The 25,106-nt window shown below is 61.0% G+C and carries 21 protein-coding genes and 1 riboswitch; of the genes, 12 read left to right on the forward strand and 9 right to left on the reverse strand.

The features are described 5' to 3' along the window. Nucleotides 1-54: 54 nt before the first annotated feature. Nucleotides 55-1,203 carry a glycosyltransferase family 4 protein gene (locus C4J91_RS02375; RefSeq protein WP_124360981.1) on the forward strand — a complete coding sequence of 383 codons (1,149 nt, stop codon included), beginning with the start codon at nt 55-57 and terminating at the stop codon, nt 1,201-1,203. Continuing rightward, on the forward strand, nt 1,200-2,081 hold the full coding sequence (locus C4J91_RS02380; protein WP_124360982.1) for a glycosyltransferase: 882 nt from the start codon (nt 1,200-1,202) through the stop codon (nt 2,079-2,081). Before C4J91_RS02375 ends, C4J91_RS02380 begins: the two co-directional genes overlap by 4 nt. 106 nt (nt 2,082-2,187) lie before the next feature. On the opposite strand, the gene C4J91_RS02385 is transcribed toward C4J91_RS02380, so the two are convergent. Further along, a complete protein-coding gene (locus tag C4J91_RS02385) occupies nt 2,188-4,053 on the reverse strand; it encodes a bifunctional O-antigen ligase/aminoglycoside phosphotransferase family protein (protein ID WP_124360983.1) in 1,866 nt (621 codons plus the stop codon). A 158-nt stretch (nt 4,054-4,211) separates the two neighbouring features. Here C4J91_RS02385 and msbA point away from each other — a divergent pair, with 158 nt between their 5' ends. The 3 genes from msbA to C4J91_RS02400 all read left to right on the forward strand — a co-directional run bounded on the left by msbA (nt 4,212) and on the right by C4J91_RS02400 (nt 8,578). Next, nucleotides 4,212-6,017, forward strand: a complete 1,806-nt coding sequence (gene msbA, locus C4J91_RS02390) for a lipid A export permease/ATP-binding protein MsbA (protein WP_124360984.1) — start codon at nt 4,212-4,214, stop codon at nt 6,015-6,017. A gap of 208 nt (nt 6,018-6,225) precedes the next feature. Further along, nucleotides 6,226-7,650, forward strand: coding sequence for a bifunctional D-glycero-beta-D-manno-heptose-7-phosphate kinase/D-glycero-beta-D-manno-heptose 1-phosphate adenylyltransferase HldE (gene hldE / locus C4J91_RS02395; protein WP_124360985.1), 1,425 nt, complete (start codon nt 6,226-6,228; stop codon nt 7,648-7,650). Beyond that, nucleotides 7,643-8,578, forward strand: a complete 936-nt coding sequence (locus C4J91_RS02400) for an NAD-dependent epimerase/dehydratase family protein (RefSeq protein WP_124360986.1) — start codon at nt 7,643-7,645, stop codon at nt 8,576-8,578. Before hldE ends, C4J91_RS02400 begins: the two co-directional genes overlap by 8 nt. Nucleotides 8,579-8,646: 68 nt before the next feature. On the opposite strand, the gene C4J91_RS02405 is transcribed toward C4J91_RS02400, so the two are convergent. From C4J91_RS02405 to C4J91_RS02420, 4 genes are read right to left on the reverse strand one after another with little or no spacing between them, the layout of a single operon-like run. Beyond that, nucleotides 8,647-9,615, reverse strand: coding sequence for a metal ABC transporter ATPase (locus C4J91_RS02405; RefSeq protein WP_124360987.1), 969 nt, complete (start codon nt 9,613-9,615; stop codon nt 8,647-8,649). A 41-nt stretch (nt 9,616-9,656) separates the two neighbouring features. Next, the gene (locus C4J91_RS02410) at nt 9,657-10,469 is read right to left on the reverse strand and encodes an aldo/keto reductase (RefSeq protein ID WP_124360988.1); all 813 of its coding nucleotides are present in this window, start codon (nt 10,467-10,469) and stop codon (nt 9,657-9,659) included. Then, a complete protein-coding gene (locus C4J91_RS02415; RefSeq protein WP_124360989.1) occupies nt 10,466-11,641 on the reverse strand; it encodes an FAD-binding oxidoreductase in 1,176 nt (391 codons plus the stop codon). Before C4J91_RS02415 ends, C4J91_RS02410 begins: the two co-directional genes overlap by 4 nt. A 55-nt stretch (nt 11,642-11,696) precedes the next feature. Further along, a complete protein-coding gene (locus C4J91_RS02420) occupies nt 11,697-12,032 on the reverse strand; it encodes a multidrug efflux SMR transporter (RefSeq protein WP_124360990.1) in 336 nt (111 codons plus the stop codon). 103 nt (nt 12,033-12,135) lie between these two features. On the opposite strand from C4J91_RS02420, the gene C4J91_RS02425 reads away from it, so the two are divergent. Both C4J91_RS02425 and waaA read left to right on the forward strand, forming a co-directional pair. After that, a complete protein-coding gene (locus C4J91_RS02425; protein ID WP_124360991.1) occupies nt 12,136-13,026 on the forward strand; it encodes a LysR family transcriptional regulator in 891 nt (296 codons plus the stop codon). A 23-nt stretch (nt 13,027-13,049) separates the two neighbouring features. Then, nucleotides 13,050-14,327: a lipid IV(A) 3-deoxy-D-manno-octulosonic acid transferase gene (waaA, locus tag C4J91_RS02430; protein WP_124360992.1), complete on the forward strand. Its 1,278-nt coding sequence runs from the start codon at nt 13,050-13,052 to the stop codon at nt 14,325-14,327. Between the two features lie 123 nt (nt 14,328-14,450). Here waaA and C4J91_RS02435 read toward each other — a convergent pair whose 3' ends face one another. Beyond that, entirely contained in the window at nt 14,451-15,890 is a 1,440-nt protein-coding gene (locus C4J91_RS02435; RefSeq protein WP_124360993.1) for a TolC family outer membrane protein, read from the reverse strand. A 195-nt stretch (nt 15,891-16,085) separates the two neighbouring features. Next, nucleotides 16,086-16,191, forward strand: a riboswitch (TPP riboswitch). Between the two features lie 148 nt (nt 16,192-16,339). Between C4J91_RS02435 and thiC the strand changes: the two genes are divergently transcribed. Together thiC and cytX are read left to right on the forward strand one after the other, a co-directional pair. After that, complete coding sequence (gene thiC, locus C4J91_RS02440) at nt 16,340-18,244, forward strand: phosphomethylpyrimidine synthase ThiC (RefSeq protein WP_124360994.1); 1,905 nt, start codon at nt 16,340-16,342, stop codon at nt 18,242-18,244. A gap of 135 nt (nt 18,245-18,379) precedes the next feature. Next, complete coding sequence (gene cytX, locus C4J91_RS02445) at nt 18,380-19,669, forward strand: putative hydroxymethylpyrimidine transporter CytX (protein ID WP_124360995.1); 1,290 nt, start codon at nt 18,380-18,382, stop codon at nt 19,667-19,669. On the opposite strand, the gene C4J91_RS02450 is transcribed toward cytX, so the two are convergent. Continuing rightward, nucleotides 19,638-20,384 carry an RsiV family protein gene (locus tag C4J91_RS02450; RefSeq protein ID WP_124360996.1) on the reverse strand — a complete coding sequence of 249 codons (747 nt, stop codon included), beginning with the start codon at nt 20,382-20,384 and terminating at the stop codon, nt 19,638-19,640. The two genes, cytX and C4J91_RS02450, sit on opposite strands and share 32 nt — an antisense overlap. A gap of 194 nt (nt 20,385-20,578) precedes the next feature. On the opposite strand from C4J91_RS02450, the gene C4J91_RS02455 reads away from it, so the two are divergent. The 3 genes from C4J91_RS02455 (at nt 20,579) to cpdA (ending at nt 22,546) form a co-directional block, all read left to right on the forward strand. Continuing rightward, nucleotides 20,579-21,196, forward strand: a complete 618-nt coding sequence (locus C4J91_RS02455; RefSeq protein WP_124360997.1) for an NUDIX domain-containing protein — start codon at nt 20,579-20,581, stop codon at nt 21,194-21,196. Further along, nucleotides 21,187-21,636 carry a DUF1249 domain-containing protein gene (locus tag C4J91_RS02460; RefSeq protein ID WP_124360998.1) on the forward strand — a complete coding sequence of 150 codons (450 nt, stop codon included), beginning with the start codon at nt 21,187-21,189 and terminating at the stop codon, nt 21,634-21,636. Before C4J91_RS02455 ends, C4J91_RS02460 begins: the two co-directional genes overlap by 10 nt. Before the next feature lie 97 nt (nt 21,637-21,733). Next, nucleotides 21,734-22,546, forward strand: a complete 813-nt coding sequence (gene cpdA / locus C4J91_RS02465) for a 3',5'-cyclic-AMP phosphodiesterase (protein WP_124360999.1) — start codon at nt 21,734-21,736, stop codon at nt 22,544-22,546. A gap of 14 nt (nt 22,547-22,560) precedes the next feature. Here cpdA and C4J91_RS02470 read toward each other — a convergent pair whose 3' ends face one another. Both C4J91_RS02470 and C4J91_RS02475 read right to left on the reverse strand, forming a co-directional pair. Continuing rightward, nucleotides 22,561-23,544: a M14 family metallopeptidase gene (locus C4J91_RS02470; RefSeq protein ID WP_124361000.1), complete on the reverse strand. Its 984-nt coding sequence runs from the start codon at nt 23,542-23,544 to the stop codon at nt 22,561-22,563. A gap of 85 nt (nt 23,545-23,629) precedes the next feature. Continuing rightward, a complete protein-coding gene (locus tag C4J91_RS02475) occupies nt 23,630-24,946 on the reverse strand; it encodes an MFS transporter (RefSeq protein WP_124361001.1) in 1,317 nt (438 codons plus the stop codon). Nucleotides 24,947-25,106: the final 160 nt, after the last annotated feature.

Below are 25,106 nucleotides of genomic sequence, written 5' to 3' on the forward strand. Positions count from 1 at the left end.
TCGCTGTTTTTTACCGGGCCGTGCGCCCGTAGCCAGATCGCTGCATGGAGAGTTATGAAGCCGCGTTTCAAGGTTTTGCAGTTACAGCCGGACTACAACGTCAAGACCCATGATTTCGCCGACCTGGGTGAGCAGATCGTCAAATCCCTGCCGGTTGAGCGTTTCGAGGTGACCTCCGGTTTTCTCAGTGGGCGTCCGCAGCCAGGCCAGCCCTTGAGCGTGGCCGAGCACTCCCACTATTTCGAGTTGCCGGAGAAGTCCCTCAAGGGCATCCGCTTTGGCGCCATGTGGCAGATCTACAAGTATTGCCGCGAGCAGAAATTCGACGTGGTCATCTGCAACCGCTTCAAATCGGTGAACATGATGCTGTCGCTCAACCGTTGGCTGAAGATCCCGTTGTGCATCGGCATCTCCCACGGTTTCGGCGAGTATGCCCGTGGCTATCGGCGGCGCCAGACCCAGCGTTGGGTCAGCCCCGCCTGGCGGTTCGTCGGTGTGTCAGAGGCGGTGAAGGATTACCTGGTGAACCTCAACTGCGGGTTTACCCGTGAGAACACGACCTATGTGACCAACGCGATCGATATTCCCCAGGCAGAGGCTTTGCAACTGTCCCGCGAGGACGCCCGCCAAGCCCTGGGCCTGCCGATGGACGCACGCATGATCGGCGCCCTGGGCCGCCTGGTGCCGATCAAGGGCCACACCCATTTGCTGCAAGCCTTTGCCACTCTCAAGGACAAATACCCTGAGGCGCAGGTGGGCATCATTGGTTCCGGGCGTGCCGAAGCCGATCTGCGCGCCGACATCGAGCGCCTGGGCCTGACGGGCCGTGCGCATTTGCTGGGCTTTCGCGAAGACGGCATGAAGTACGTGCGCGGCTTTGACATCTGGACTATGCCATCGCTGTTCGAAGGCCTCGGCCTTGCGCTGCTGGAAGGCATGAGCGGCCACTTGCCGGTGATCGCGTCCAACGGCCCTGCGATGCTGCCCTTGGTGCAGGGCGCGGGCGGTTTGTCCCATGACCCAGGCAACGTCGAGCAGTTGGCCGAGGCCCTGGATACCTATCTGGCGCTGAGTGATGAGCAGCTGCGCGCCAAGGGCGAAGAGGTGTTCCGCTATCTGGAAGCCAACCATACCCTCGACGAGTTCAAGCACAAGTACCTGACCCTGATTGAAACCGGTTTGCGTGAAGTAGGTAGAGCATGAATCAGCAGCAACCCCTGGTCTCGGTGATCATCGCTTCCTATAACCACGCCCGGTATATCGAGCAGAGCATCCTCAGCGTGTTGGGGCAGACCTACCCCAATATCGAGTTGTTGGTGGTCGACGACGGTTCCAAGGATGACAGCGTCGAGCGCATCCGGCGCTTGCAGGCCGAACACGGCTTTGATTTCCAGGTGCAACAGAACCAGGGCCTCAGCGCCACCCTCAACGGCGCGATCGCTCGCGCCAAGGGCAGCCTGATCGCACCGTTCGGCTCGGATGACATCATGTTGCCGGACCGCATCGCGACCCAGGTGGCGTATATGGAGGGCAAGCCGAAGGTGGGCATGTGCGCCGGCAACATCGAGCTGATCGATGGCGATGGCAACCTGCACCCGGAGAAGAAGCAACGTCGCGATGTGCCGTTTCGCAGTCTCGATTTTGACGACATGTTCATGGACCGCAAGCCGTTCCCACCGGCGCCCACCATGCTGATTCGTCGGGACGTGCTGGAGGAGGTCGGCGGTTTCGACCCGCAGATTCCCCTCGAGGACCTGCTGATCCAATTGAAGATCACGGCGGCGGGCTACACCATCGACGCCCTTGACGTGGTGATGGCGCAGTATCGACAGCACGGCAGCAACACCTACAAGAACCACCGCTACATGATCCAGAACATCCTCAAGACCTACGCCAAGTTCAGCGACCACCCGGCCTATGACGCGGTGCGCTACAACTTCCTGAACTCGATGTTCTTAAAGACCGCCCAGCGCGACCGGCCGTTGGCGCGCGAGATTCTCAAGCAGATTCCCCTGAAGTTCTGGGGCCGCAAAACCTTGCGCGGATTGGTGCGGCTCTACCTGGCACCGCTCAAAAGCTGAGGCGCTTCCCCTGTAGGAGCAAGCTTGCTCGCGAAAAAACCGAGGACACTGCAGGCAGTCTGAATGCCTGCGTTATCGTTGACGAGCTTCGCGAGCAAGCTCGCTCCTACAGGGGCTTATCACCTGGACGGGCCAGGCTCTGTACCTGCTCGCGAATTTTCGCAGTGGCCGTTGGGCTCGCAACCATTGCATAGCCCTTCACCAGTTGCTCGAAGTGCGTTTCGAACAGCCAGTTGCGGTCCTGCGGATAGCGTTGCATGTGGCGCAAATTACGCTGGCGCAATGCGTAGCGCAGGGGCGACGGGAAGATGCGCAGGTCGGCGACGTCAATCAGGCCGAACTCACCGTCGTCCATCAGCAACACGTTGCCCAGGTGCAGCGAACGGAAGTACACGCCGCGCTCATGCAATTGCGCCATGAACCGACCAAAACGCTCGACCAGCGATTCGCGCAGGCTGCTGTCCAGGCTTTGCAGGGCCTGGCGCAGTGTCAGGCCGGGCAGGGGCGTGTAGGCCACGGCGCTGCTGGCGTCGGGCAAGGAGTAGAGCCCGAGGATGTGTGGTGCGGGGATGTCCAGGGTGCGCAATTGCTCGCTGTTGCTGGCAAAGCGCTCGGAATACGGGTTGAAGCTACCGGAGGTGTACCAGCGGCGTGGGCGGAACAGCTTGAGGAAGCTGCCATCTTCCAGGCGCAGGACTTTTGGCCCGAGGCCATCGGCTTCGATTACATGGGCATTGCTGCACAGCTGGTCGAATGCCTGGGGCTTGATCGATTGCACAGGCATGCGCAGCAGACTGCGGTGGCGCTGGGCGACGCTCAGGCCGGCAATGATTGCCAGCGGGATCCACAGCAGGAACCAATGCTCCTTGGGTCGCGACAGGATGCCGCCGCCTTCGGTCAGGCCGGCACCGATGCCGTAGGCCAGCAAGGACGATGCAAGGATGAACAGCGGCTGTGCGCGCTCTTTCAGACCTTTATACAGGCCCCATCCGAGCATGAAGGCCCACGGGATGAAGCCAATGATACCGACGTAATAGAGCACGCCGAGGGAGAAGCTGTGGGGCTCGCGAAGTTGGTCGCCAACTGCCAGAGTCAGATACAGCTCGGAATCGTAACTATGACCGATCCACGGATGCTCTGCGATTAGGTGCAACGACATGCGCCACAGCTCAAGGCGGAATGAGCTGCCTCGTTCGGTGATCGATTCAGGGTAAAACACCAGGAGCGCGACAGCACCCAGGATCATGCCGCTGAGAAGCAGTGCCGAGCGCCGGTTACGGCTGAGAAAGCTCATCCACAGGATGGCAAGCGTCAATGCTACAAGCGGCGTGCGTGAACCGGTCGCCAGCACGGCCGTGGCCATGATCGCAAGCGCTGGTACGCTGAACCACAATACCTTCTGTCGCTGGGTGGTCATGCAGGTGTATAGCCAATAAACCGTAAAAAAACCAAAAAGGTGCGAGCTGAGCAACGGGTTGTCGAGGGCGCCAAGACCGCCGATCATGCGCATGCCGGGTTGGAATCCCTTGGCGAACGCCACCAGATTCCACAGGCTTACCACTAGCGCAATGGCAGCGGCACTAAAGAAGATCGGTTTGAACAGTTCATTGCGATAATGCAGCAACAGCCCGCAGCCACCAAACAGCATGAATGTGTTCAGCGGGCGTTTGAACAGGTCGGTGTCGGTACTGGGCTCCGGGCTCCAGAGCAGGCTCGTCAAGGCCCAGGCAGAAAACACCAGGAACGCGAGGGCAATAGGCTCGCGCAACAAATCCTTGAGTTCCTTGGGACGCATGCACAACAGGAACAAGGTGGGCACGCTGAACAGGATGTAGAAAACCCGGTGCAGTACGTTACGGTTGCCGACGAAGAACAGCGCACTCAAGAGCAACAGCAAGCCAACAGGCAAAATCCACAGGACCAGGAAGTCGAAAACGCGATTTGAGCCATAGATAAGGCGCTTTGAGTGCATACGATAAAGCCATTCCAGAAAGAGAAAGCCGACCATCTTAAGGTAGTGGCTATGTAATGTCGCCCGTCTGATCCAACCGGGCTGTGGGTTACGCCGGGTGCAAGTACAACAGAGAAGCTGTGCTAAAGTCAGCCTCCTTTTTCAAAACGCCGCGTGATATGACCGACTCCAGTCCGAGCGCAAGCCCTTCGAGCTTGAAAATATACTTCCGCCTGCTCAGTTACGTTAAGCCTTATATGGGCTTGTTCGCGTTGAGTATCCTTGGATTTCTGATTTTCGCGTCGACCCAACCGATGCTGGGTTACATCCTCAAATACTTCGTCGACGGCCTGTCCAACCCCGAAGCCGTGCTGTTTCCGACCGTGCCGTTCTTGCGCGACCTGCAGCTGCTGCAGGCGGTGCCGCTGCTGATCATTCTGATCGCGGCCTGGCAAGGCCTGGGCTCATTCTTGGGCAACTACCTGTTGGCCAAGGTCTCCCTGGGGCTGGTCCACGATTTGCGCGTGCAGTTGTTCAACAACCTGCTGACGCTGCCAAACCGTTACTTCGACAACCATAACTCCGGCCACCTGATTTCCCGCATCACCTTCAACGTGACCATGGTCACAGGGGCGGCAACCGATGCCATCAAGGTGGTGATCCGCGAAGGCATGACAGTGATCTTCCTGTTCGCCTCGCTGCTGTTCATGAACTGGCGCCTGACGCTGGTGATGATCGCCATCCTACCGTTGATTGCGGTCATGGTCAGCACGGCCAGCAAGAAATTCCGCAAGCAGAGCAAGAAGATTCAGGTGGCCATGGGGGACGTCACCCACGTCGCCTCGGAAACCATCCAGGGCTACCGCGTGGTGCGCAGCTTCGGCGGCGAGGTCTACGAGGAAAAAAGATTCTTCAAGGCCAGCCAGAGCAACACCAACAAGCAATTGCGCATGACCCGTACCGGGGCGATCTACACGCCGGCGCTGCAACTGGTGATCTACTCCGCGATGGCGGTGCTGATGTTCCTAGTGCTGTACCTGCGAGGCGATGCGTCGGCCGGTGACATGGTGGCCTACATCACCTTGGCCGGTTTGTTGCCCAAACCGATTCGCCAACTGTCGGAAGTCAGCTCGACTATTCAGAAAGGCGTGGCCGGTGCCGAAAGCATTTTCGAACAGCTGGACGAAGAGGTGGAGGTCGACCACGGCACCCTCGAGCGTGAAAAAGTCAGCGGCCGCCTGGAAGTGCGCAACCTGAACTTCACCTACCCCGGCACCGAGCGCCATGTGCTCAAGGACATCAGCTTTACCGCCGAGCCTGGGCAGATGATCGCCCTGGTAGGGCGCTCGGGCAGCGGCAAGTCGACCCTGGCCAGCCTGATCCCGCGGTTCTATCACCACGAAAGCGGTGAAATCCTGCTCGATGGCATCGAGATCGAAGACTACAAGCTGCTCAACCTGCGCAAGCACATTGCCCAGGTGACCCAGCACGTGACCCTGTTCAGCGACACCGTGACCAACAATATCGCCTACGGTGACCTGGCCGGCGCGCCACGCGAAGACGTCGAGGCGGCGGCGGCGGATGCCAACGCCAGGGACTTCATCGACCAGTTGCCCAAGGGCTTCGATACCCAGGTCGGCGAGAACGGCGTGCTGTTGTCCGGTGGCCAACGCCAGCGCCTGGCGATTGCCCGTGCCCTGCTCAAGAATGCGCCTGTGTTGATTCTCGACGAGGCCACCTCGGCCCTCGACACCGAGTCCGAGCGGCATATCCAGGCCGCGCTGGACAAGGTTATGCAGGGCCGCACGACGCTGGTGATCGCACACCGCTTGTCCACCATCGAAAAGGCTGACCTGATCCTGGTGATGGACGACGGTCGGATCGTCGAACGTGGCACCCACGGCGAATTGTTGGCGCAGAACGGCTATTACGCCCGCCTGCATGCCATGGGCCTGGATGCGCCGGTAGCGGCCGATATCACCTGATCTGAAATACGCACACATCTACTGTGGGAGGGGGCTTGCCCCCGATAGCGAAGTGTCAGCCTGCACATATGTCAGCTGACCCACCGCCATCGGGGCAAGCCCCCTCCCACATTTGCCCTGCGCTTGATTCGGCGTCGCGCCAGTCGCAAGCCAGCGCAAACCCTGTGCTAATATCGCGCCCCTGTTCATTTTGTATGTGGGTTGCTCCATGAAGTTGTCCATGCCGCGATTCAATCAAGCCCCTGTCTTGGTGGTCGGCGATGTCATGCTCGACCGTTACTGGCATGGTGGTACCTCACGGATTTCCCCTGAGGCGCCGGTACCGGTCGTCAAGGTCGAGCAAATCGAAGACCGTCCGGGTGGCGCTGCCAACGTTGCCCTCAATATTGCCGCGCTCGGCGCCCCGGCCTCCCTCGTGGGTGTGACCGGTGACGACGAAGCGGCCGACAGCCTGGCCAATAGCCTGCGCGGGGCGGGCGTGCGCGCGTTGTTCCAGCGCATCGCGCATCAGCCGACCATCGTCAAGCTGCGGGTCATGAGCCGTCACCAGCAATTGCTGCGCATCGATTTCGAAGAACCCTTCGCCACCGACGCCCTGGCCCTCGGTGGTCAGGTCGAGGCGTTGCTCGAAGGCATCAAGGTGCTGGTGTTGTCCGACTACGGCAAAGGCGCCTTGAAGAACCACCAGGTGCTGATCCAGGCCGCCAAGGCCCGCAACATTCCGGTGCTGGCCGATCCCAAGGGCAAGGACTTCTCGATTTATCGGGGCGCCAGCCTGATCACGCCAAATCTCAGCGAGTTCGAAGCCGTCGTCGGTGGTTGCGCCGATGAGCACGAACTGGTGAGCAAGGGCGCGGCGCTGATGGCCGATCTTGAGCTCGGCGCCCTGCTGGTGACCCGTGGCGAGCACGGCATGACCCTGCTGCGTCCAGGCCATCCGGCGATGCACCTGCCGGCGCGTGCACGGGAAGTGTTCGACGTCACCGGCGCCGGTGACACGGTTATTTCCACCCTGGCCGCGTCCATCGCCGCCGGTGAGGAGCTGCCCCACGCCGTGGCCCTGGCCAACCTGGCGGCGGGCATCGTGGTCGGCAAGCTGGGCACCGCTGCCATCAGCGCACCCGAGTTGCGTCGCGCCATCCAGCGCTCCGAAGGCTCGGAACGCGGGGTGCTGGGGCTCGAGCAATTGCTGTTGGCGATTGACGACGCTCGCGCCCACAACGAAAGCATTGTCTTCACCAACGGTTGCTTCGACATCCTGCACGCCGGCCATGTGACGTATCTTGAGCAAGCGAGCGCCCAGGGCGATCGCCTGATCGTCGCGGTCAACGATGACGCGTCCGTCAGCCGCTTGAAAGGCCCTGGCCGCCCGATCAATAGCGTCGACCGGCGCATGGCGGTACTGGCGGGTTTGGGTGCGGTGGACTGGGTGATCAGTTTTTCTGAAGGCACCCCGGAAAACCTGTTGGCCCAGGTCAAGCCAGACGTGCTGGTCAAGGGCGGTGACTATTCCGTCGGCCAGGTGGTCGGTGCGGACATCGTCAGCGCCTACGGCGGCACGGTCAAAGTGTTGGGCCTAGTTGAAAACAGCTCAACCACAGCTATCGTCGAGAAGATCCGTAATAATGATTGATACTAAAAAGTGGGTTCTGATCACCGGTGGCGCTGGCTTTATCGGTTCGCATTTGGTCGATGCGCTGCTTGCGAGAGGCTATTGGGTGCGCGTGCTGGATAACCTATCCACGGGCAAGCGAAGCAATTTGCCGCTCGATAACCGGCGAGTCGATCTAATTGAAGGTGACGTCGCCAATGCCGAAGAGGTGGAGCGGGCCGCTGTCGGCGTGACTGCGGTGGTGCACTTGGCGGCGGTAGCTTCGGTACAAGCATCGGTGGATGATCCAGTCGGCACGCATCAGAGCAATTTCGTAGGCACCTTGAATGTCTGCGAAGGCATGCGTAAGGCCGGCGTAAAGCGTGTGGTATTTGCTTCCAGCGCAGCTGTGTATGGCAACAATGGGGAAGGTGCTTCGATTGAAGAGGAGACTGCTAAAGCTCCGTTGACACCTTATGCTTCGGACAAGTTGGCAGGTGAGTTCTACTTTGATTTCTATCGCCGTCAGCATGGCCTGGAACCGGTGATTTTTCGCTTTTTCAATATTTTCGGACCACGCCAGGATCCGTCATCACCGTACTCTGGCGTGATCAGCATTTTTAGCGAGCGTGCCCAGCGAGGTTTGCCTATTTCGGTGTTCGGCGACGGTGAGCAGACCCGCGATTTCATGTACGTTGAAGACTTGGTCGAGGTACTGGTGCAAGCCGTCGAAGCGCCAGGCGCACCCTTTGGGGCTATTAACGTCGGCTGGAACCGCACCACCACCCTCAAGCAGGTCCTGCACGCGTTGGAAGAGGCGCTGGGCTCGTTGCCTGCTGTGACGTACGAGCCGGCGCGCCCCGGAGACATTCGGCATTCAAGGGCGAATAACCAAAGGTTGCTGGCCAGTTTCAAGCCGCCTGAGCCTACTCTCTTGAAGGTTGGCCTGGAGCGTTTGTTGAACGGCTGACTTCTCTCCATGTAGGAGCTGGGTGGGTAGAGCCGTCCGGCTTGCTCCTTAGCGATAGCATTAACGCTTCAGTCCCTGGCTTTTTTCTTCGGCACGATCTTGCGCAGCATCTGCTGCGCCTTGCCGGTCAAGCGCTTGAGCTTCGACTCTTTTTCCGGTTCTGCCAGGCCTTGCTGGCGCAGCCAGTCCTTCCAGCGAATCCGCTCATCACGCACCAGCCAGCCCTCCTGCTGGGCGAAGCTTTCGGCCAGGTACAAACCACGCGTGCTCGCCGGGTACAACTGATCTTTCTTGACCGTGTACAGCTCGGCCAGCGGCTCGCCGTCTTTGAGCGGCATCAAGTACAGATCCGGACGCTGTCGATCCAGGCGCGCCACCAGTTGGTCACCTTCCAGGCGCTCATCCACATGAAACAGGCTCAGTGACTTGGCCTCCTTCGGCACTTCCAGGCGCAGATCGTAAATCAGCTGCAGTGACGCCGTCGGCAGGTGCACATAGGCCCGTGGGCGCTCGATCAACTGGGTTGTCGCACAGCGCACCGGGCGCGCGGCGCCAGACAGCGGGCTCAGGCGAAACGGCAGGGCTTCACGGTAATGCAGCGCGGCGGAGTAGGGCGCCGGCAGCCACGTGTCGTTGAAGCGCCCGCCGAGCCAGCCTTCCGGGGTTTCCAGCAAGCACTCTTCGGCAATTTCCTGGATGGCGGTATGCAGCGGCAGGTTCAGTTCATGGGCCGGGACGTAGCCGGAGATCAGCTTGAGCACCACATCGCCGCGATCCTGGCGCCGCTGGCGCACCAGTACCCAGTAATCCTTGTTTTGCCAGTGCAGCGTCAGGCGCACCGAGACGCCGAGGTTCGCCAGCTCCAGGCTGAAGCGTTCGGCGTCGGGCACCTCGACCGGCTTACGCCGTTGCAGGGTCTGGGCGAAGTTGAGCGGCATGCCGACGCTCTGGTAGCTCAGGCCTTCTGGGGTGGCTTCTACGTGCAGCGGCAGTGTCTTGAAGTTGCTCGGGTTCTTTCTTATGAGCGTACGCGGCATGTCGGCTCCTTTTTGCGACGGGGTCGGCCGCGTGGGCGGCATCAGAGTTGACGGATGACTCGGGCAGCGGTTGCCACGTTATGGGCCAGGTGCAGCGGATTAATCGTCCCGACAATAGCACTGGCGACGCCCGTTTGCGCAAACAACAACATGAAACTGGCCTGAATTGGATCCATTCCAGGCTCCAGGCACACATGGCCGCTGGCCAGGGCTTTTTTCACCAGGATGCCCTTGCCATGGGCCGCCGCGTATTCAATGACGGCTTTTTCAGCTTGTTCGTTCAAATTGTAAGTGACCATTGCGCAATCACCCTGTTCCAGCGCCTTAACGCCGCCTTCAACGGTCTTGCCGGAGAAGCCGAAACCGCGAATTTTGCCCTCTTTTTTCAGCGCCGCCAGGGTCTGGTACACCTCGCAATCATTGAGGATATGCAAGTCGTTACCATCAGAGTGCACCAGCACCAGGTCGATAAAATCCGTTTCAAGTCTTTTCAGGCTGCGCTCGATCGACATCCGCGTATGGGCGGCGCTGAAATCGTGGCGGGATACACCCGCTTCGAATTCCTCACCGACCTTGCTGACGATCACCCAATCCTTGCGCTGGCCGCGCAGCAGAGGCCCGAGGCGCTCTTCGCTGCGGCCGTAGGCGGGCGCGGTGTCGATCAGGTTGATGCCCAGCTGGCGCGCCTGGCGCAGCAACATCCGCGCCTCGTCGTCATCCGGAATCTTGAAGCCGTTGGGGTATTTCACCCCTTGGTCGCGGCCCAGCTTGACGGTGCCCAGGCCCAGCGGCGAAACCAGCAAGCCGGTACTGCCCAGGGGGCGATGCAGGTCGTGCAGGGTTGGCAGGCTCATGGCAACAGTTGCTCCCAAGCGGGTTGGCCGATAGCCGGCTTTGGCAGCTCGGGCAGGGGGGCGCTGGCGCTTGGGCGGATGCCATCGCGTTCCAGGCGGGTGATGACTCGGTCGGCGAAGTCCGGTGCCAGGGCCAGCTTGGTCGGCCAGCCCACCAACAGGCGCCCCTGTTCGGCAACGAAGGCATTGTCGGGACGGGTCAGGCCCGATTGCAATGGCTCGGCGCGGTTGACGCGCAGGGTGGCCCACTGGGTCTGGCTCATGTCGATCCACGGCAACAACTGGGCAAGCTCTTTCTGGGCAGTGGCGATCTGCTCTTGCGGCGTGCGAGCCACGCCGTCGGCCTCGGCGATATCACCACCGATGTACCACACCCAGCGACCGTCGGCGGCCGGGTGGGTAGTCACGGTCAGGCGCGGCTTGGTGCCGCCGCCCAGGCAGTGGGCATACAACGGCTTCAAGCCCGGGCCTTTGGCGAGGATCATGTGCAGCGGGCGGGTTTGCATCGCCGGCTGGCTCAAGCCCAGGGCCGCCAGCAGCTCCGCCGTGCCGGCGCCGGCGCTCAGTACGATGCGCTGGGCGCGGATGTCGCGGCCATCAACCTTCAAGCCGACCAGCGTGTCGCCGTCGAGCAGCGGTTCGATCTGCCGGCCTGCGAGCAAACCGTCACCGGCCAGATGCGCCAGGCGTTCAATCAGGCTTGGCACGTCCACTACCAATTCCGCCAGGCGATAGACCTTGCCCTTGAAGCGGCGATCTTGCAGCGCCGGGGGCAGTTCGTCGCCCTTGACCTGATCCACGCGACCACGCACGGCCTTGCTGGCGAAAAAACTGGTGAGATTACCGGCGAGGGTGCCGGGGGACCACAGGTAGTGGGCTTGGGAGAGCAGGCGCACGCCGGACAGGTCCAGCTCGCCAGTGCCGGCCAGCGCTTCACGCCAGCGGCGCGGCATGTCGGCAATCGCTTCGGAGGCGCCGGTGAGGGCGCCGTGCAGGGCGTATTTCGCGCCGCCGTGGATGATTCCCTGAGACTTCACGCTTTGCCCGCCGCCCAGGGTCGCGCTTTCCACCAGCACCGTGGAAAACCCCTGGCGGCGCAGGCGCGCATTGAGCCAGAGGCCGGCAACCCCGGCGCCGACAATCAGAACGTCGGTGGAAATAACGGATGGCATCGGCGACCTCAATGTTCAAGACAAGAGGCGCAGTATACAGGCTGTTGAGTGGCGGTCAGTGACCGGCGGTTTTCGAGAACAGCTGAATCACCACCACGCCCAGCACAATCAGCCCCATCCCCAGCATGGCCGGGATATCCAGCTTCTGCCCGTAGATGAACAACGCTGCAATGCTGACCATCACGATGCCCAACCCTGCCCATACCGCGTACGCCACGCCCACCGGCACCGTGCGCACCACCAGCGTGAGCATCCAGAACGCCACGCCATAACCGACGATCACCAGCAACAGCGGGATAGGCGTGCTCCAGCCCTTGATGGCTTTCATGGAAACGGTCGCGATCACTTCCGAGCAGATGGCGATGGCCAGGTAACAGTAGGCGGCGTTCATGGTGCGTTCCTCAAGGTGAAGCTCGTTTGATAAGGTCGGCATTCTAGAGGTTCAACAGATGGGGTAAAGTCATTACCTATCCGAATTCAAGATAGGTTCAGCCATGAGCGTGCAGTGGGATCTGGAACAGATGCGCCTGTTTGTCAGCGTTGCCGAGCAGCGTTCGTTCTCTGCCGTGGCGCGCGGGCAACGCAAGGCGCAATCGGCCATCAGCAACGCGATCGCGATGCTGGAGGCGGACCTCGGCGTCAGCCTGTTCGAGCGTAGCAGCGGCCGCCAGCCGCGCCTGACCGAAGCCGGCAGTGTGCTGCTGGAGGAGGCGCGCGAAGTGCTGCGCCAGTGCGAGCGCCTGACGGGACGGGCATTGTCGTTGACCCGGGGCGAGGAAGCGTGCCTGCGCCTGGCCCAGGACGAGGCGATGTTGTTCCAGCCGGTGCTCGATAGTCTTGAGGCGCTGGCCATGCGCTATCCGTTGCTTGAAGTGCAGTTGTCCAGTGCCGCTCAGGGCGATGTGGCGCGCAAGTTGGTGGAACGCCAGGCCGACCTGGGCCTGTTGTTCTACCACGACCAGATCCCCGAAGCTCTCGAACGACGGGTGGTGGGCAGTGTGGAAATGGTCACGGTGTGCGGAGTGAACCACCCTTTGGCCAAGGAAAAGTACGTGGATTGCCAACGACTGGCGCAGTTTCGCCAGTTGCTGATGTCGACCCAGACCAGCGTCTACCCCGGCAGCGAAGCCGCCAGCCCGCTGGTGTGGCGGGCCGACAGCTTCTACGTATTGGCCGAATGGCTGATGAGCGGCCTCGGTTGGGCCTGGTTGCCACGGCATATCGTGCAATACCCGACCTACCAGCAACAAATGGTTGAACTGGACAGCGAATGGACCCCGCCGGCGCTGGTGGTGGAACTGGTGTGGCGCCGCGATGAGCCCCTTGGGCCGGCCGCGCGTTTTTTGGCGGAACGTTTTGCCGAGTGCCTGCAGGCGATCGACTGAAAAAGCCGATAAACTCCGCCGCCATGAATAGAACTCTCTACAGCTGTCTGTTTTACCTGGCGCTGCCGTTGGTGGCTTTACGTCTATGGTTACGCGCGCGCAAGGCGCCGGCCTATGCCAAGCGCGTGGGCGAGCGGTTTTCCTATGGCTTGCCGGTGATGCAGCCCGGCGGCATCTGGGTGCATGCGGTGTCGGTGGGCGAAAGCATTGCCGCCGCGCCGATGATCCGCGCCCTGCTGGAGCGTTATCCGCAGTTGCCGATGACCGTCACCTGCATGACGCCCACCGGTTCCGAGCGCATCCAGGCGCTGTTCGCCAATGAGCCGCGCATTCAACATTGTTATCTGCCGTACGACTTGCCCTGCGCCGCCAAGCGTTTCCTCGACCGGGTACAGCCCCGGCTGGCGGTGATCATGGAAACTGAATTGTGGCCCAACCATATTCACGCCTGCGCCCAGCGCGGTATTCCGGTGGCCCTGGCCAATGCGCGGTTGTCGGCGCGCTCGGCCAAGGGCTACGCCCGGTTTGCCAGGCTGACCGCGCCGATGCTGGCGCAAATGAACTTGATTGCGGTGCAGACCGAGACCGAGGCCGAACGCTTTCGCAGCCTCGGCGCGCGTCCTGAAACCGTTGAAGTCACCGGCTCGATCAAGTTCGACCTGACCGTCGACCCGCAACTGCCGGCCCGCGCCGCCGCCCTGCGCGAACAATGGGGTGCCGGTGAGCGGCCGGTGTGGATCGCCGCGAGTACCCACGAAGGCGAGGATGAGGTGGTGCTTGCGGCCCATCGCCAATTGCTCGCCAGCTATCCCAACGCCTTGCTGATCCTGGTACCGCGTCACCAGGAACGCTTTGACCCGGCCTTTGAGCGTTGCGTGCAGCAGGGCTTTTCCACGGTACGTCGTTCCAGTGGCGAGCCGGTCACCGCCCACACCTCAGTGTTGCTCGGCGACACCATGGGCGAGTTGCTGTTTCTCTACGCCTTGGCCGACAGCGCCTTTGTCGGCGGCAGCCTGGTCCCGACCGGTGGGCACAACCCGCTGGAGCCGGCCGCGCTGGGCAAGCCGGTGATCATGGGGCCGCACCTGTTCAACTTCCTGGAAATCACCGCGATGATGCGCGACGCCGGGGCGTTGCGTGAGGTGGATGATGCAGAAGGCTTGGCCGAGGCGGTGCGCCAGCTGTTCGAGTTGCCACAGGATGCGCGCAGGATGGCGCAGGCGGGATTGAAGGTGATGCAGGCCAACCAGGGCGCGCTTAAGCGCTTGCTGGATGGGCTGGACAGACTGATAAGTCACTGACTCAACACTGAACCAACTGTGGGAGGGGGCTTGCTCCCGATAGCGGTCTGTCAGTTCAAGTTGTCTTGACTGACACTCCCTCATCGGGGGCAAGCCCCCTCCCACATTGGTTTTGCAGTGTTCTCAAGAACCTGGGCGGGCCTTCAGTTGCTCGGCGGCGGCTTTGGCCAGGTCCGGTGGCAGGAAGTCCTTGTCCGGGTTGTAGTCGGCCTTGAGGTAGCGCGTCAGGTCCTGCAGATCTCCTGGATTCAACGTGCCCGCAGCCTGCTTCAAGCGCAGGTTGTCGAGGATGTAGTCGTAGCGGCTGTTGTTGTAGTTGCGCACCGACGCGTAGAGCTGGCGCTGGGCGTCGAGCACGTCGACGATATTGCGCGTGCCCACCTGATAGCCGATTTCCGTGGCTTCCACCGCGCTCTGGTTGGAGATGATCGACTGGCGGCGCGCCTGTACCTGCTCCACGTCGGTATTCACCGCGCGGTGCAGGTTGCGGGTGTTTTCCACGACCTGGCGGCGCAGGCCTTCGCGTTGCTGCTCGGTCTGGCCCAGGCGCGAGTAGGACTCACGGACCTGGGAGCTGGTCAGGCCGCCGCTGTAGATCGGAATGTTCAGGCGCAGGCCGATGGTGCGCTGTTCGACGTCACCGCGATAGGGCGTGCCGAACGCATTCGGGTTGCTGAAACCCAGGGCATCGTTATCGCCTTTTTCGTACTGCGCCACTGCGTCCAGGGTGGGCGCGTGGCCGGCCTTGCGCTGCTTGAGGGTTTCCTCGGCGGCAGTGACGGCGTAGTTGCTGGCCAGCAGGTTCAGGTTCTGGCGGCCGGCAGTTTCGACCCAGGCTTTGGCGTCGTTCGGCAGCGGTGGCAACACCGGCAGCGTATGGACAATGCCCTGGATCGAATTGTATTGGCGATTGGTCAGGGTGATCAGCGCCTCGAAGGCGTCTTCCACCTGGCGCTGGGCGAGGATACGGTTGGCCCGTGCCGTGTCATAGCTGGCCTGGGATTGCAGCACGTCGGTCTTGTCCGACAGGCCCACATCGAAGCGTTCATTGGATTGGTCCAACTGACGCTTGAAGGCATTTTCTTCGGCCTTGGTCGAGGCCAGGTTGTCTTGGGCGCGCAGCACGGCGAAGTAGCTTTCGGCGCTCTGCAGGATCAGGTTCTGTTCGGTCGCCGAGAGCTGCAGCGCCGCCTGCTCGTTGGTGGCTTCGGCGGCTTGCAACTGGAACCAGCGGTCGGCACGGAACAGCGGCTGGCTCAGGGTTGCACGCCAGGAGTGCGCATCGCGATTGGCGGTGGCGGCCGGCGTGTCGATCTGGGTGCGGACGTTGTTGATATCAGCGCCGCCGGTCAGGTTCGGCAGCAACCCGGCGCGAGCCTGGGGCACCACTTCTTTCTGCGCGCCGTACTGGGCGCGTGCGGCGGCCAGGTCGGCGTTGTTGTCCACCGCTTCCTGATAGACGCTGACCAGGTCGGTCCTGGCAGACAAGGGCGCTTCAGCTGCCCAGACCATTGTGTGGGTCGCACAAGACACGGCAACTGCCAGTGAAAGTTTGCGCAGCATGAGTCGATCCCTGAATAAATATTACGATGATAATGTGTTGGCCAAGGCTACGGTGACCCAACTGGAGCGTCAAGCCTTGAGGCAGCTCCCGAGTGTAGTGGCCGGACTGCGGCACAACAATCCTGCAATCACGCCATTTATCGTGCCCAATGCGGCGCCATTGGCAATTTGCCCACGCCATGGTCTAGACTGGCCGCGTTCTTGTCGGGGTGCCTTGTTGGAAGGCTGAGATCGGTAAATACCGGATCCCGTTGAACCTGATCAGGTTAACGCCTGCGTAGGGAACAAGATTTCTCGTCACCCGGCGAGTCCTCTTGTGCTTCGTCCGGGAAGTTGTTCGACAATCGAACAGCCCTCGTGCGCCAAGCACAGCACTGGTTCCAGTGCCTCCGTCCGTCACAGGTTCGCTCCGACAAACATCCACCGCCTGGAGAGTTGGAGAGCCCGTGATGAGCACAGAAATAAAAAGTACAAAGCTGAAAAGCACCGTGCACTTGAGTGAATCGGCCAAGGTCGACTCCGGCTCCGTGCAGCCGTTTACCCGCTCGCAGAAAATCTACGTACAAGGCACTCGCCCGGACATTCGTGTGCCGATGCGCGAGGTCAGCCTGGATGTGACGCCCACCGATTTCGGCGGCGAAATCAACGCGCCCGTGGTGGTCTACGACACCTCCGGTCCGTACACCGACCCCAACGTGATCATCGACGTGCGCAAAGGCTTGGGCGATGTGCGCTCGCCCTGGATCGAATCTCGCGGCGACACCGAGCGCCTGTCGGGCCTGAGTTCGCACTTCGGTCAACAGCGCCTGAGCGATGCCGAGTTGACCGCCCTGCGTTTCGCCCATGTAAAGAACCCGCGCCGCGCCAAGGCCGGGGCCAACGTCACGCAAATGCACTACGCGCGCAAAGGCATCATCACCGCCGAGATGGAGTACGTTGCCATCCGCGAAAACATGAAGCTTGAAGAGGCCCGCGCCAGTGGCTTGCTTGACCAGCAGCACGCCGGCCACAGCTTCGGCGCCAGCGTACCGAAGATCATCACCCCTGAATTTGTGCGCGAAGAAATCGCCCGTGGTCGCGCGATCATCCCGGCCAACATCAACCACACCGAATTGGAACCGATGATCATCGGCCGTAACTTCCTGGTGAAGATCAACGGCAACATTGGCAACAGCGCGCTGGGCTCGTCCATTGAAGAAGAAGTGGCGAAACTGACTTGGGGTATTCGCTGGGGTTCGGACACGGTGATGGACCTGTCCACCGGCAAGCACATCCATGAAACCCGCGAGTGGATCATTCGCAACTCGCCGGTGCCGATCGGTACGGTGCCGATCTACCAGGCCCTGGAAAAAGTCGGTGGCGCCGCCGAGGACCTGACCTGGGAGCTGTTCCGTGACACCTTGATCGAACAGGCCGAGCAGGGCGTCGACTACTTCACCATCCACGCCGGCGTGTTGTTGCGCTATGTCCCGCTGACCGCCAAGCGCGTCACCGGCATTGTTTCCCGTGGCGGCTCGATCATGGCCAAGTGGTGCCTGGCCCACCACAAAGAGAACTTCACCTACACGCATTTCGATGAGATCTGCGAAATCATGAAGGCCTATGACGTCAGCTTCTCCCTCGGCGATGGTCTGCGCCCTGGCTCGATTGCCGACGCCAACGACGCCGCGCAATTCGGTGAACTGGAAACCCTTGGCGAGCTGACCAAGATCGCCTGGAAGCACGACGTGCAAACGATGATCGAAGGCCCGGGCCACGTGCCGATGCAGCTGATCAAGGAAAACATGGACAAGCAGCTGGAGTGCTGCGACGAAGCGCCGTTCTACACCCTCGGGCCGCTGACCACCGATATTGCGCCAGGCTATGACCACATCACCTCCGGTATCGGCGCGGCAATGATCGGCTGGTTCGGCTGCGCCATGCTCTGCTACGTCACGCCCAAGGAACACCTGGGCTTGCCGAACAAGGATGACGTGAAGACCGGCATCATTACCTACAAGATCGCGGCGCATGCTGCCGACCTTGCCAAGGGCCATCCGGGTGCGCAGATACGCGACAACGCGCTGAGCAAGGCACGCTTCGAGTTTCGCTGGGAAGACCAGTTCAACCTCGGCCTGGACCCGGACACCGCGCGTTCCTATCACGACGAAACCCTACCGAAGGATTCGGCCAAGGTCGCGCATTTCTGCTCGATGTGCGGGCCGAAATTCTGCTCGATGAAAATTACCCAGGAAGTGCGTGAGTACGCGGCTAACCAGCGCATTGAAGCGGTGGATGTGGACGTGGTCAAGGGCCTGGCCGAGCAGGCGGAGCGGTTCAAGCAGGAAGGCAGTCAGCTGTACAAAAAAGTCTGAAACCCATGATCGTTCCCACGCTCCGCGTGGGAATGCATCCCGTGACGCTCCGCGTCACAAAGGCGGACGCAGAGCGTCCAAAGCGGCATTCCCACGCAGAGCGTGGGAACGATCAGCCCCTCAGAGATGCCCCCCTTGAACATTCAACCGAGTACCTACTCCCCCGACATCGCGGTGCCCACCGACAAGCGCGTCTTCGGCGCCCGCGACCTGTTCTCCCTGTGGTTCTCCCTCGGCATCGGCCTGATGGTGCTGCAGACCGGCGCATTGCTCGCGCCGGGCCTGGGTTTGTCCGGCTCATTGCTGGCCATCTTTCTCGGCACTCTGGTGGGCGTGCTGTTGCTGGCATCCGTCGGTGTGATCGGCAGCGACACCGGCCTGTCCGCCATGGCCGCGCTCAAGCTCAGCCTCGGTGCCAAGGGCGCCAGCCTGCCGGCGCTGTTGAACCTGTTGCAATTGATTGGCTGGGGCTCGTTCGAAATCATCGTAATGCGCGATGCCGCCAGCCTTTTGGGCACAAGAGCGTTCAGCGAAGGCAGCCTGCTGACGAGCCCCTTGCTGTGGACGCTGTTCTTCGGCGGCCTTGCCACCTTGCTGGCGGTGAGCGGCCCGCTGACCTTCGTGCGCCAGGTCCTGCGCAAATGGGGTATCTGGCTGCTGCTTGCGGCCTGCCTGTGGCTGACCTGGAACCTGTTCGCCAAGGCCGACCTCGCTGCCCTGTGGGCCCAGGCCGGTGATGGCTCGATGCCGTTTGCGGTGGGCTTCGACATTGCCATCGCCATGCCGCTGTCCTGGCTGCCGTTGATTGCCGATTACTCACGCTTCGGCAAGCGCACCAAAAGCGTGTTCGGCGGCACTGCGCTGGGGTTCTTTGTGGGTAATTTCTGGCTGATGAGCCTGGGGGTGGCCTACACCCTGGCATTTGCGCCAAGCGGTGAGGTCAATGCATTGCTGCTGGCCCTGGCCGGCGCCGGCCTGGGTATTCCGCTGTTGCTGATCCTGCTGGACGAGTCGGAAAACGCGTTTGCCGATATTCACTCGGCGGCGGTGTCGAGCGCTATTCTGCTGCGCTTGAAAGTCGAGCACCTGGCGTTGGCCATCGGTGTGCTCTGCACCCTGATCGCCTGCTTTGCGCCCTTGGCGCAATACCAGAACTTCCTGTTGCTGATCGGTTCAGTATTTGCACCACTGTTCGGCGTGGTACTGGTGGATCACTTCATCCTGCGCCATCGGCGCCAGGGCGCGGTGACCCAGCTGCACTGGCCAGCGCTGGTGGCCTGGCTGGGCGGCATCGCTACCTATCATCTGCTGGCCAACCTCTATCCGGATATCGGCGCAACCCTGCCGGCATTGCTGCTGGCGGGGCTGCTGCAGTTCATCCTGGGGCGGGCGGTCAGTGGCGCGCGGGCATCAGCTCAGGCTTGATCACACCGGTCAGGCGCGCATAGGGGATGGTGATTTCGATCAACCCCTGTGCATAAGGGGCGATGGTGCTCACGTTGTACTTGAGCACCACGCCGCCACTGGTCAAGGCCACGTTCGGGGTTTTCTGGAACGGCCAGTTCTTCACGAACTCCGGATCGCGGTCCATCTTGGTGTTGATCAACCAACTGTTATGGGCAACTTTTGCCGTATTCCAGAAGGCCTGCTCCTGGCCGGGCAACAGCATGTCGGCCAGGCCCAGCTCTTTATGCAGCACACGTGAATAGTTGATGAACCCGCGGCCAGGCTCACCGTGGGCTACGCCGGTGTCGAGGTAGCTGGACACTTCGACGATCACCAGGGCGTCATGCTGCTCGCGTACCTTGGCCTGCAAATACATGCTGTGGCGGTCGGGGGATTCGCGCAGGAACTTGTCCCGGTAGGCATTCAGGGTTGCCGGAACGCTGGCGCCTGGGCTGGTGCGGGTCATTTGCAGCAAGCGCTGCTCCACCAGGCTGTCGAGTTGCGGGTCGGCGGGGAAATGCACGGTATCGATGTTCACCAGCGGGCAGTCAGGGCTGCCGCAGCCGGGTTTGGTTTGCTCCGACTTGTCGGTGGTAACGTCCAGCGGCTTGAGCTGGCTGGGTTGGAACAGGCTCTGGCAGGCACCCAGGGTCAAGGCAATGCAAGCCACGGAGGCGATTTTTAAAAGCGACATGTGTGTCCTTCGTAAATCGATGGAAAGCGAAAAGAGTAGCGCTTGGACTGCCAACAAGGCCGCCAGTTCGCCACTAGACTGATTAGAGTGAGTTTGACGCCCGCCGTCTATCCCGGCAACCGGAAAGGGGCTGCGCCAACCTGCATGGGCGCGTTAGGATGGCGCCCATTGCACGGCTTATGACGAGGAAGGATATGACGGATTTTACGAAGTCGACGCCGAATAAAATCGAGATTGTTCAGCGCGACTCTGCCTACAAGGGCTTCTACCAGCTCGATCGCGTGCAGTTGCGCCACGAGAAGTTCGACGGCGGCATGAGCCGCGTGATCAATCGTGAAGTCTTCGTGCGCCATGATGCGGTGTGCGTGCTGCCCTACGATCCGCAGCGCGATGAAGTGGTGCTGATCGAGCAGTTCCGCGTGGGCGCCATGGGCCGCACCGACAACCCCTGGCTGGTGGAAATGGTCGCCGGACTGATCGACAAGGACGAGCAGCCGGAGGAGGTTGCACACCGCGAAGCCGAGGAGGAAGCTGGGCTGACGTTCTCCGCGCTGTGGCCGATCACCAAGTATTTCCCCTCGCCTGGCGGCAGCACCGAATTTGTCCACTTGTACCTGGGCCGTTGCGACAGCTCCCAGGCGGGTGGTATCCATGGATTGGAAGAAGAGGCAGAAGACATCCGCGTCACCACCTGGGCATTCGAAGATGCCTTGCAGGCGGTACGCGACGGTAAGATTTCCAACGCAGCCAGCATTATCGCCCTGCAATGGCTTGCGCTTAATCGCGCGGAAGTGAGGGGGTTATGGCAGTAAAGGCACGGGAACGTTATCGGGTCGACCTGATCGGGCTGCAAGCCGCGTGCGAGGCCAACTATGCGCGGCTGATGCGCCTGCTGCCCGACATGCGCCACGCGCCCGAGGCGCGGCGCATTGCCGTGACCCACGGCGACCAGATGCTCGGCGTGCTGGCCCTGGAAGTCATCGTCAATTGCCCGTACACCACCACCCTGCGCGTGCGCCAGGAACACAGCCTGCCGTGGCTGCCGGTGCCGCAGCTGGAAGTGCAGGTGTACCACGATGCGCGCATGGCCGAAGTGATCAGCGCCGAACATGCACGGCGCTTTCGCAGCATCTATCCTTACCCGAATGTGTTCATGCACCAGCCCGATGAGAAAGCACAGCTCAATGTGTTCCTCGGCGAATGGTTGAGCCACTGTCTGGCCTTGGGCCATGAGTTCGAAGTCGTGCGTTAGATGTGAACGGTGTCCGTTTGTCCAGGTTTCCTCTTTGTGTCCTGCCCTAGCATAATTGCCCCAACTATCTATTCCTGTGATTGCTAGGGAGAGCGCCTTGCCGAGCGTATCCGCCGTGAACCCTGACGCTGTGCTGCTGGTGCAGCTGACCGACAGCCATCTGTTTGCCGAGGCCGACGGCACGCTGCTGGGTATGAATACCCGCGAAAGCCTGCAGCGGGTGATCGAATTGGTCCGCGAACAGCAGCCGTCTATCGATCTGGTGCTGGCCACCGGGGATCTTTCCCAGGACGGTACATTGGCGTCATACCAGCAATTTCGCGATATGACCGCGCCGATAGGTGCTCCCGCGCGCTGGATTCCCGGCAACCACGATGAGCCGCAGGTCATGGCCCAGGCTGCCGTGCACAGCGACCTGCTGGAGCCGGTGGTCGATGTCGGCAACTGGCGCATCATCCTGCTGGACTCCGCCGTACCCGGCTCCGTGCCCGGCTACCTGCAAGACCAGCAACTGCAATTACTCGCCCAAGCCTTGAGCGAAGCGCCGAACCGGCATCATCTGGTGTGCTTCCATCATCACCCGGTATCGATCGACTGTGCCTGGATGGAGCCGATTGGCCTGCGCAACCCCGATGCGTTGTTTGCCGTGCTCGACCGCTTCCCGCAGGTCAAGGCGGTGCTTTGGGGCCATGTGCACCAGGAAATCGACCGCGAGCGCAACGGTGTACGTCTGCTGGCTTCGCCGTCCACGTGCATCCAGTTCGCACCCGGCAGTGAGGACTTCAAGGTCAGCGAGCAAGCGCCGGGCTATCGCTGGCTGCGCCTGCATGCCGACGGATGGTTGGAGACCGGCGTAGAAAGGCTCGAAGGCTTCGCGTTCCAGGTGGACTACGGCAGCAACGGCTATTGACCATCGCGGCGCGGCTATAGGTCCAGCACCTTCGCCAACCTGACCACCGTAACGCCTTGCCCCAAGTGCCGCAGCGAGGGTTGGATCAGCACGCAGTTGTCATACGGCGTGAGGATTTCGCGTTCGGCGTCTCTGGCGATCACTGTTCCCGCGTGAGCGATCCGTTTAAGGCCACGGAAGTCATCGGTAAAACTGAAGTCCATGCTGTGCGCGATCACTGGATCGGTGACCTGCAAACAGTGCTGGGCAACGGGCTGTTCACGGCTTAGAAACCTCGAAACGTCGGCCTCGGCGACGGTTTCAGTCGCCATCAGGAAACGAGCGGCTATATCGAGGGCGACGTATTCGCTCTTTTTTGAAAAGTGCTGACCTGTTTCGATGAGCAGCGCGTTTTTGGTGCTTTTGGCGTCACCAAACCCGCCGTAGTCTCGCATGCGTTGTCCATTGGCGTGGCCAGCGTCGGCGACGACGGTGGCCGGTACGCCCAACGATTTGGCAAATGCCAGGCCTTTGGCGCACGCCCCGCACATCATCAAGGGGGGGGATTCTTCGTGCATAGAATGGATATCGAGCAGCAAATCGACAGTGTCGATCAGCGGTCGCAGCTCACGTGCGCGGCGCAACTCGACAGACTCTCGCTCGCCTTCCAGTGCGGATGGCAGCCAGACACGGTTCATGTCCTCGTCGATGAAGCGGGACGCGTCGATGTTTTGCGGGTCGAAGCGTTGATAGGCCTCAACGTTGCCGAACGCCAGTGACAAGCGGCCCTTGCGCGGGCGGATACCGCTGCGTAACAGGGCGTCTACCGCGATGGCTCCGCTGACTTCATTCCCATGGGTCAATGCCATGATCAAAACATGCGGCCCTGGTTCGCCGCTGTCGAAGCTGTAGACGTAGTCAATCCCGCTATTACCGTTTTTCCATGGGCTGAGGTCGGGGAAGTCGACTTCAATCGGGTATGGCTTCAGGGATGCACGCACTTGCTCTAAGGTTTTCATTTCTGTCTCCGACAGACCAACGTTTAGACGTGTCGCCAGATGAGGCACGACAATCAAGAGAAGCTGGCTTTCATAAGTGCTCGGCTCAACTGGCCGAAGGTTGCGTACCGCGCATGCGCCGGCCGAGGCAGACGATCGACACGACACTGATCAAGATGGTCCCCATCACGTAAAAGCTCGGTGCGAGCTTGCTGCCGCTGGCTTCGATCAACGCGGTCACGATCAATGGCGCAAAACCACCAAACAGGGTGACGGAAAAGTTGTAGCTCAGCGCCAGGCCCGTGCCGCGAATGCTGGTCGGAAAAATGTCGGAAAGCATCGCTGGAATCGGCCCCAGGCAGGCTGCGATCAACAAGCCAACAAGGGCTTGCACGATCAGCAGTGTGGTGACGCTGGGGAAGGTGTTGAGCAGCACGAACATCGGGTAAGACGAAAACCCGGTAATCAACAGCGCAATGGTCAGTACCCGGTATCGTCCGTAGCGGTCGGAAAGCCCGCCAAATACCGGCGCCATCAGCATTAACGTAACGCCCGTCATCAGCGCCCCGAGGTAAGAAGACGTGGCGGCGATGTTCAGTTGCTTGAACGCGTAGATCGGCATGTACAACTTATGGACATAATTGAATGCGGTCGCACCGGCCACTACACCGATAGCCAGCAGCAGGCTGACATGCTCCTTGATCAAGACGTCTCGCAGCGGGGTTTTGGCCGTGCTGCTGACCAGCGTTTTCTTGAAGTCCGGGGTTTCATCGATTTGTGTACGAATGTAATAGCCCACCGGCCCGATCAGCAGGCCGAAACCGAATGCGACGCGCCAGCCCCATTCGTTCAACTGCACATCCGACAGTACATAACTGAGGATCGCGCTGACCCCCGCTGCCAGGACGGTTGCCAGCCCTTGGGTGGATAGTTGCCAGCTGGCAAAGAAGCCCCGGCGCTTGGCGTCTGCGTGTTCGACCATAAACGCCGTCGCGGCGCCGAACTCACCGCCTGTGGAGAACCCTTGAAGCATGCGCGCAACGATGATTAACAGCGGCGCGGCCAAGCCAATCTGTTCATAGGTGGGTGCGAAAGTGATTATTGCGGTGCCGAGCAACATGATCATGATCGACAGTGTCAGCGAGGCTTTTCGCCCGGCTTTGTCGGTATAGGAACCCAGCACAATGGCGCCCAGCGGACGCATCAGAAAGGAAATGCCGAATGAACCCACGGCCAGCAACAGTGAGGTGGTTTCGTTATCGGAGGGGAAAAACTGTTTGCCGATGACGACTGCAAAATAGCCGTAGATCAACAAATCATAGAACTCCAGCGCATTGCCGAAACTGGCAGCGATGATTTCCTTCCATGGGCCTCGTCGGGCTGGGGTCGTTGCCGAGGGTAAGGCGGGTGATTGAGCGGTCATGGGTGTGCCCCGGGTGTATTTCACGTTTGGCATTCGGATTCGCCCAAGCTGCTACGCGGCCTGGCGAGATCGAAAGCGTTAATTGTTATGGGTGAAAGCCCGGATGAAAGTGAATCAATAGCGGTGTAGCGGCAATTGCTGATTTGGCACAGGTTTGAGC

The organism is Pseudomonas sp. R3-52-08 (assembly GCF_003851745.1).
Taxonomy (GTDB): Bacteria; Pseudomonadota; Gammaproteobacteria; order Pseudomonadales; family Pseudomonadaceae; genus Aquipseudomonas.